This is a genomic window from Deltaproteobacteria bacterium, assembly GCA_030654105.1.
Classification (GTDB): domain Bacteria; phylum Desulfobacterota; class SM23-61; order SM23-61; family SM23-61; genus JAHJQK01.
Window position 1 is genome coordinate 1 of the sequence record JAURYC010000152.1, and the last position, 6,827, is coordinate 6,827.

Genomic DNA, 6,827 nt, shown 5'->3' on the forward strand with positions numbered 1-6,827 from the left:
CTACGCCGGGTCAGGAGAGAAAAAATTGGGAAAACAGTATGGGCGTCAGGAAGTTTGCGATAGGCTGCGGGCGGAAACGAAGAAAGGAAAACCCATCGTGGCTGCCGGGGCAGGGATCGGGCTTTCCGCGAAATTTGCCGAGGCTGGAGGAGCGGACCTCATTATCATCTATAACTCGGGGCTGTATCGCATGGACGGCCTTCCCTCGATCGCGGGTTACATGCCCTTCGGAGACGCCAACGCGGTCGTTAAAGAGATGGGCCTGCGCCACGTCTTTCCCATAGTCCGCAACGCTCCGGTAATTGCCGGGATCTGCGCTTATGACCTAACCCGGGATATGGAAACCTTCCTCAAGGAGTTGCTCACTGTAGGTTTTTCGGGAGTCATCAATTTCCCCACGGTGGGAAGGATCGACGGTGATTTCCGGCGGTCCATGGAAGACCTGGGAATGAGCTACAAGAGGGAAGCCGAGGTCATGGGCATAGCCGGATCGCTTGGATTCTTCACCATGGCTTATGTGTTCAACCCGGAAGAATCGAAGATGATGGCCGAAAAGGGAATCGACGCCGTCGTAGCCCACATGAAGACGACCAGCGGCGGATCGGTAGGTTCCCAACGGCCGATGACGCTCGCAGAGGCGGGAAAAAGGTGCAAGAAGATCTTCCAAGCGGCTTTGACAGCCAATCCCGACGTTCTTTGTCTGGCCCACGGGGGACCCATCGAGGGGCCGGAAGGAACCGAATACATCTACCGGCACACCCAGGCAGTCGGTTTCGTCGGTGCTTCTTCCATCGAACGCCTTCCGACAGAGGAAGCCATCCAGAAGATAACAAAAAAGTTCAAAGCTCAAAAAATTCAAAAGTAGTTCAACGCGCCTAGATCTAGCAGCCACGAAATCTCCCCTCGCCCCCCTTTTATAAACGAGGGACGGGGGGATTTAATAAATTTTCCTGATTTATCTGGGGTTTTTGATGGAACGGTATATTCTCATCATTGGCACTTTCGACACCAAGGTCGAGGAATTAAACTTTATTCGGGATCAGATCTTTTCCCGGAACCAGAAGATCCGGACCCTCGATACCGGAATTCTCCAACCATCCCCCCCCATCGTGGATATATCCAATGAAAGAGTAGCCGCTGCCGGAGGGAAATCCCTTCAGGAGTTAGTGCATCAGAGAGATCGGGGGCAGGCCGTGGCGGTCATGGCCAGAGGGGCAGCAAAGGTTACCCGAGAACTTTTCGACCAAGGAGAGATCCTGGGCATTATTTCCTTAGGGGGAGGCTCAGGAACGGTCATCGGCACAAGTGCCATGAGAACGGTACCTGTGGGAATACCCAAAGTCATGGTCTCTTCAATGGCTTCGGGAAATGTCCGCCCCTATGTGGGGACCTCGGATATTACCATGATGTATTCGGTAGTGGACATCTCCGGGCTTAATCGGATCAGCAAACGAATCCTCCGCAACGCGGCCGCAGCCGTCTGTGGCATGGTAGAAGGAAAAGAAGAAAGTGTTTCCCCAGACCGTCCCCTTATCGCAACCACCATGTTCGGAGTGACCACGCCCTGCGTCACAGAGGCCAAAAAAATCCTGGAGGAGAAGGGGTTTGAGGTCCTGGTATTCCACGCCAACGGCCCGGGGGGCATGGCCATGGAGCAGCTGATCGGAGAAGGGCAGATCCAGGCCGTCCTGGATATTACCACCACCGAGCTGCCCGATGAACTCCTGGGAGGTAAAGAAAGCGCCGGCCCGCACCGTCTGGAAAAAGCCGGGGAAATGGGAATTCCCCAGGTGGTAGTTCCCGGAGCCATGGATATGGTCAATTATTTCCCCGATGCCATTCCCCCCCAATTCCGGGATCGTCTGATTTACCAGCACAACCCGGCTACCTCCCTGATGCGCACCAGCGTAAAGGAGAACAGACAGCTGGGAGAGATCATGGCCCGGAGGCTATCCCGGGCGACAGGTCCCACAGTGGTGTACATTCCGTTGGGGGGGGTCTCCGCCATCGATGCTCCCGGGCAACCCTTTTATGACCCTGAAGCGGACCGGGCCTTCGTTGAAGCTTTAAAAAGAAACCTACCTTCCCGTATCCTTGTTATTGAGAAGGCCCTTCATATCAATGATCCATCCTTTGCCAGAGAGGTGGCTCAAGCCTTGCTTAAACTGCTGAAGGGATGACCCTTCGGTTCAAGGTCCTACATGGGAGCATGCCTGTTCACCTGTGAGCTTCTTGCAAAAGTCCGTAATTTACCCTTCGACAGGCTCAGGGTGAACGGGCTTAGGTTGAAATTATTTAGTTTTTCCGTTCGTGGTGAGCTTGTCGAACCACAAAAAAATACTTTTGCAAGAGCCTCCTGTTAAACCAAATTGGGAAGGTCAGTTAGGATTGGTTTCAGGATGTCCAGAATTTTATCCATCTGTTCCTTATTGATGATCAACGGCGGGCTAAGGGTTACCCGGTTTCCAAAGACCCGCAGGAAGAGTCCCTCTTGCAAAGCCCGGTCCTGAATCTTCTGAGAGATCGCCAAGACTTTCTTAGAAATGGCTTTGGTCTTTTTGTCCTCCACGTATTCAATTCCGATCATCAGGCCTAAGCCATTGACGGCTCCCACCCAAGGAAGGGGTAGGAATTCTTCCTGCAAACGGTGGAGAGCGTATTGCCCCATCCGGGCCGCGTTGTCCGCTAACTTTTCCTTGACGATGATCTCCATGTCTTTTATGGCCGCCGCCGACCCCACGGGATGACCGCTGTAAGTGAATCCATGGAGGAAGGGGGTTTGTCGGCTTTGGAGCTCTTGATAAATTTCTTCCCCAATGGCCACGGCCCCGAAGGGAATGTAGCCGCTGGTGATCCCCTTGGCCATGGTCATGATGTCCGGAATCACCTCCCAATTTTCCACGCCGAAGAGCTTGCCCGTGCGCCCAAAGCCGGACATCACCTCATCAGCGATCAAAAGAATTCCCATTTCCGAACAGATCTTCCGTACCTTCGGCCAGTACTCCGGCGGCGGGCTGATCATCCCGACAGATCCCTGTACCGGCTCAGCGATGAAGGCGGCCACACTGTCTTGACCCTCATTGGCAATCGTCTCGGCCAGAAAGTCGGCGCACTTAATCTGGCATCTCGGATATTCCAAACCGAAGGTGCAACGGTAGCAGTAGTACGAGGGGATGTGCAAAAACCCGGGTACCAGAGGACCGAAGCTCTTCCCTAACCGGCCCATTCCCAGGCTCGTGGCGCTGAGCGTTCCGAAGGAGACCCCGTGGAAAGAATGGTAGAGGCTGAGGATCTTATGTTTCTCAGGCTTTTTCGCATGCCAATAATTTCGGGCGATTTTGAAAGCGGTCTCCACTGACTCCGATCCGCCCGAAGTGAAGAAAAAATGTTTCAGGCCTGGAGGAGTGATCTCGGCAAGCTTCTTGGCGCAGAGGATGGTGGCCGTATTTGTAAACCCCCAGTAGGTTGTTGTATACTGGAGCTTACCCAATTGCTCCACAATGGCCTCAATCACCTCTTTCCGGCCATGGCCAATATTTACATTGACCAACTGAGAACTGGAATCAATGTATTCCCTTCCCTCTGTGTCCCGCAGGATGATCCCTTCCGCCGTTTCGAACACGATCCCCCGGGTCGATCCTATTGGCGACATAGGGTGGATGAGATGGTCACGATCCCACTGTAAAAGTTCGTCGGTCTTCGCTCTCTTCATCTTTCACCTCGCCGATCCTATAATGATTTTTACCTGGCAGGCCGAAAAACGTTCCCGGCTATCTGCCGAACACATTACCAAACCAGTTTCTCCGAAGCAAGGATATTCTTCCCCTGCCTGTTTTATGTATCTACAGGGTTCGGGCATAAGTAATTGAGTGTTATGCCGAAAAAAAAGGAAAAAAAGGGAATGTTGACAAGTAACCCTTGTTGAGTTATATATTTTTGAGAATTTGGAATTTTTTCAGGAAAGGATCAGAGGGAGTGCGCGAGAGGGAATTTGAACCCCTACGGGTTACCCCTATTTTTTCCGTTTCTCTTCATGGCTGCGCTGGCTGGGCATCCGTGTCGGAAGAAGTCGCTAAAAAGCAAGTCAAAGGGCTAAATTTTTAATAAGAAAGTTTTGAGATGAAAAAATCAGAGGAGTTTCCAGAGAGGTAGCAACAAATGGAAAAGAAGCTTTGCCAGCCTATTATGATCGGCCAGATGCGGCTCAAGAACCGTATGGTAATGCCCCCAATGGTCGTCCGCTACGCCAGTGATGATGGCTATGTTACTGACCGCAGTCGGAGATACTACGAGGCGCGAGCCAAGGGAGGGGTAGCCCTTGTCATCCTAGAGGCCAGCTATATTCACCCGGCGGGGCAGCTCCTGCCCAACGAACATGGCATCAGCGACGACAAGTTCATCCCCGGCCTGAGCCAGCTGGTCGAAGCGATTCACCGCCATGATGCCAAAGCGGCAGTTCAACTGGTCCATGCCGGAAGAGTAGTCAACCCCCAAACCACCGGTGTTCAGCCGGTGGCACCTTCAGCAATCCCGGCACCAGGGGGTGAGACGCCCCGGGAACTGACTCCTGGCGAAATAACCGAAATAATCAACTTATTTGTCCAGGCTGCCCTGAGGGCGAAGCGCGCCGGCTTTGACGGGGTGGAAATCCATGGTGCCCACGGTTATCTCATCGACCAGTTTATCTCCCCTGCTTCCAACCACCGTCAAGATGCTTATGGCGGTAGCACTGAGAACCGCGCCCGTCTGTTGATTAATGTTATCAAGGCCGTGAAAGAAGCAGTGGGGCCGAATTATCCTGTCTGGTGCCGTATCAACGGCCAGGAATATGGCGTCGATGGGGGCGAGACCCTGGATCAGGCAAAGGAAGTAGCCTGCTTGGCTGAAGCAGCCGGTGCGGTAGCCATACATGTCACGGCTACTGGTCCAGCCTCCCCGGTCAACCCGACCTCAGCCGTATTCACCCCGGCACCAATCGCCCATCTGGCTGCTGGCATCAAGCAAGTAGTCAGGGTGCCGGTGATTGCCGTAGGCAAAATGACCGCAGCAGCCGGTGAGGAAATACTGGCCACCGGTAAAGCAGACCTGATTGCTTTTGGGAGAGCACTGTTCGCCGACCCGGAGCTTCCGAACAAAATATCCAGTGGAAAGATAGAGGACATCCGTCCATGTATTCTCTGCATGCTCTGCCGCGACGATTTACGTTATAACCCGGTGGGGGGCCTCCGCTGCAGCGTTAATGCTACCATGGGAAAGGAGGGAGTTCAGCAGATTACCCCGGCAGAGAAACCCAAGAAAGTCCTGGTGGTTGGTGGTGGCCCGGCGGGCATGGAGGCAGCCCGGGTAGCTGCCCTAAGAGGCCACCAGGTAATCCTGTGGGAGAAAGAAACCAAGCTGGGTGGCCAGTTAATTGCAGCAGCAGTTGCCCCGCACAAGGATAGAATTCAGGCACTGAAGGCGTATCTATCCAGCCAACTTAAGAACCTCGGCGTTAGCGTCGAGCTAGGCCGAGAAGCGACTGCTGCATCCATCGCCAGGCTGGCACCGGATGCCACGGTGATCGCCAGCGGCTCAAGCAAGCTTACCCCCGAGATCCCAGGGCTGGCCAAGGTCAGGACCGCCGCAGCCACAGCCGTACTGGAAGGTAAAGCCAAAGTGGGGAAACGGGTGGTGATCATCGGGGCAGAACTGGTCGCCTGTGAGGTCGCGGAATTCCTTGCCCAGCAAAAAAGGCGGGTTACCATGGTAAGGCGTGGCCCCGAGGTAGCACTCAAAATAGGCCCCAGTGTTAGAGCCCCCCTGCTGAAAAGGCTCAAAGATCAGGGGGTCACCATGCTCACCGGCGTGACCTACCATGAAGCCACCGAGCAGGGCTTAACCATCACCACAAAAGAGGGGCAAAGGAAGACCCTTGAGGCAGATACGATTGTTCTTGCCGCAGGAGCGGTGCCCAACCAGGGGCTCTACCAAGAGATTAAAAACAAGATAACTGCCACGTACGCCATCGGTGATTGTGTTGCGCCGCGCAACATCCACGAAGCTATCAGTGAGGGCTATCACACCGCACTGACAATATAGGCGACTCAGCACCGAACTTCACGCATCTGAGGCGGCCCTACCTTTTTTTGCCGTACCTGTGCATGTACATGGGTTCAGGCATAAGTAATTAAGTATTAGGTCGGAAAAAATGGAATGTTGACAAGTAACACTTGTTGATTTATATATTTTTGAGAATTTGGAATTTTTTCAGGGAAAGATCAGAGGTAGTGCGAGAGAGGGGATTTAAACCCCTACGGGTTACCCCACTGGATCCTAAGAGCGAAAACCGTAGTTTTTTTAACCCCTTGATATTGGTCCGGTTTTCCCGTAACCTGGCTAAAAATCAGGAAAATTCTATTTACATCTAGTCCAGTCTATTCTATCTGTTCCGGTCTTTTTGATTCTCTTCTATCACAATTTTAGCACAGGAGTCCACTGGATTTTGGGTGCAGAAGGGGTGCTTCCCCTTGTCCCTTTTTTGGCTTTCCTTTCCCCCCTTGACTTGCCCCTCCAATCTGGATACTATCCATCTGAAACCGTAGCCTACCCCAAGTATCGTCAGGATTTAACTCACAGGGGGGTCTTATGGCCCTTGGAAAATGAAACCCCATTTCCGAAGAAGAGAGGTGGGGTTTTTTTAATGACTTCAAACCGTAATTGATGATTGGTAACTTCCAATCCCCAAAATCGTCTATAATGAAGCTCTAATATAGAGAGAATGAATGTGGAGACTAAATACCTAAGAATGATCCAAGGGATGAAGAGAAGGGGGCGAAAGGATTGGACAG

At 52.8% G+C, this 6,827-nt stretch carries 4 protein-coding genes; 3 read left to right on the top strand and 1 reads right to left on the bottom strand.

The genetic code is table 11. The annotated features are described in order from the left end of the window. Positions 1 to 25 precede the first annotated feature (25 nt). Both Q7V48_06235 and Q7V48_06240 read left to right on the top strand, forming a co-directional pair. Positions 26 to 865 carry a phosphoenolpyruvate hydrolase family protein gene (locus tag Q7V48_06235; GenBank protein ID MDO9210334.1) on the top strand — a complete coding sequence of 280 codons (840 nt, stop codon included), beginning with the start codon at positions 26 to 28 and terminating at the stop codon, positions 863 to 865. Between the two features lie 106 nt (positions 866 to 971). After that, positions 972 to 2,180 carry a Tm-1-like ATP-binding domain-containing protein gene (locus Q7V48_06240; protein MDO9210335.1) on the top strand — a complete coding sequence of 403 codons (1,209 nt, stop codon included), beginning with the start codon at positions 972 to 974 and terminating at the stop codon, positions 2,178 to 2,180. Between the two features lie 179 nt (positions 2,181 to 2,359). On the opposite strand, the gene Q7V48_06245 is transcribed toward Q7V48_06240, so the two are convergent. Next, positions 2,360 to 3,712 carry an aspartate aminotransferase family protein gene (locus Q7V48_06245; protein MDO9210336.1) on the bottom strand — a complete coding sequence of 451 codons (1,353 nt, stop codon included), beginning with the start codon at positions 3,710 to 3,712 and terminating at the stop codon, positions 2,360 to 2,362. A gap of 446 nt (positions 3,713 to 4,158) precedes the next feature. Between Q7V48_06245 and Q7V48_06250 the strand changes: the two genes are divergently transcribed. After that, positions 4,159 to 6,078, top strand: coding sequence for an FAD-dependent oxidoreductase (locus tag Q7V48_06250; protein MDO9210337.1), 1,920 nt, complete (start codon positions 4,159 to 4,161; stop codon positions 6,076 to 6,078). Positions 6,079 to 6,827: the final 749 nt, after the last annotated feature.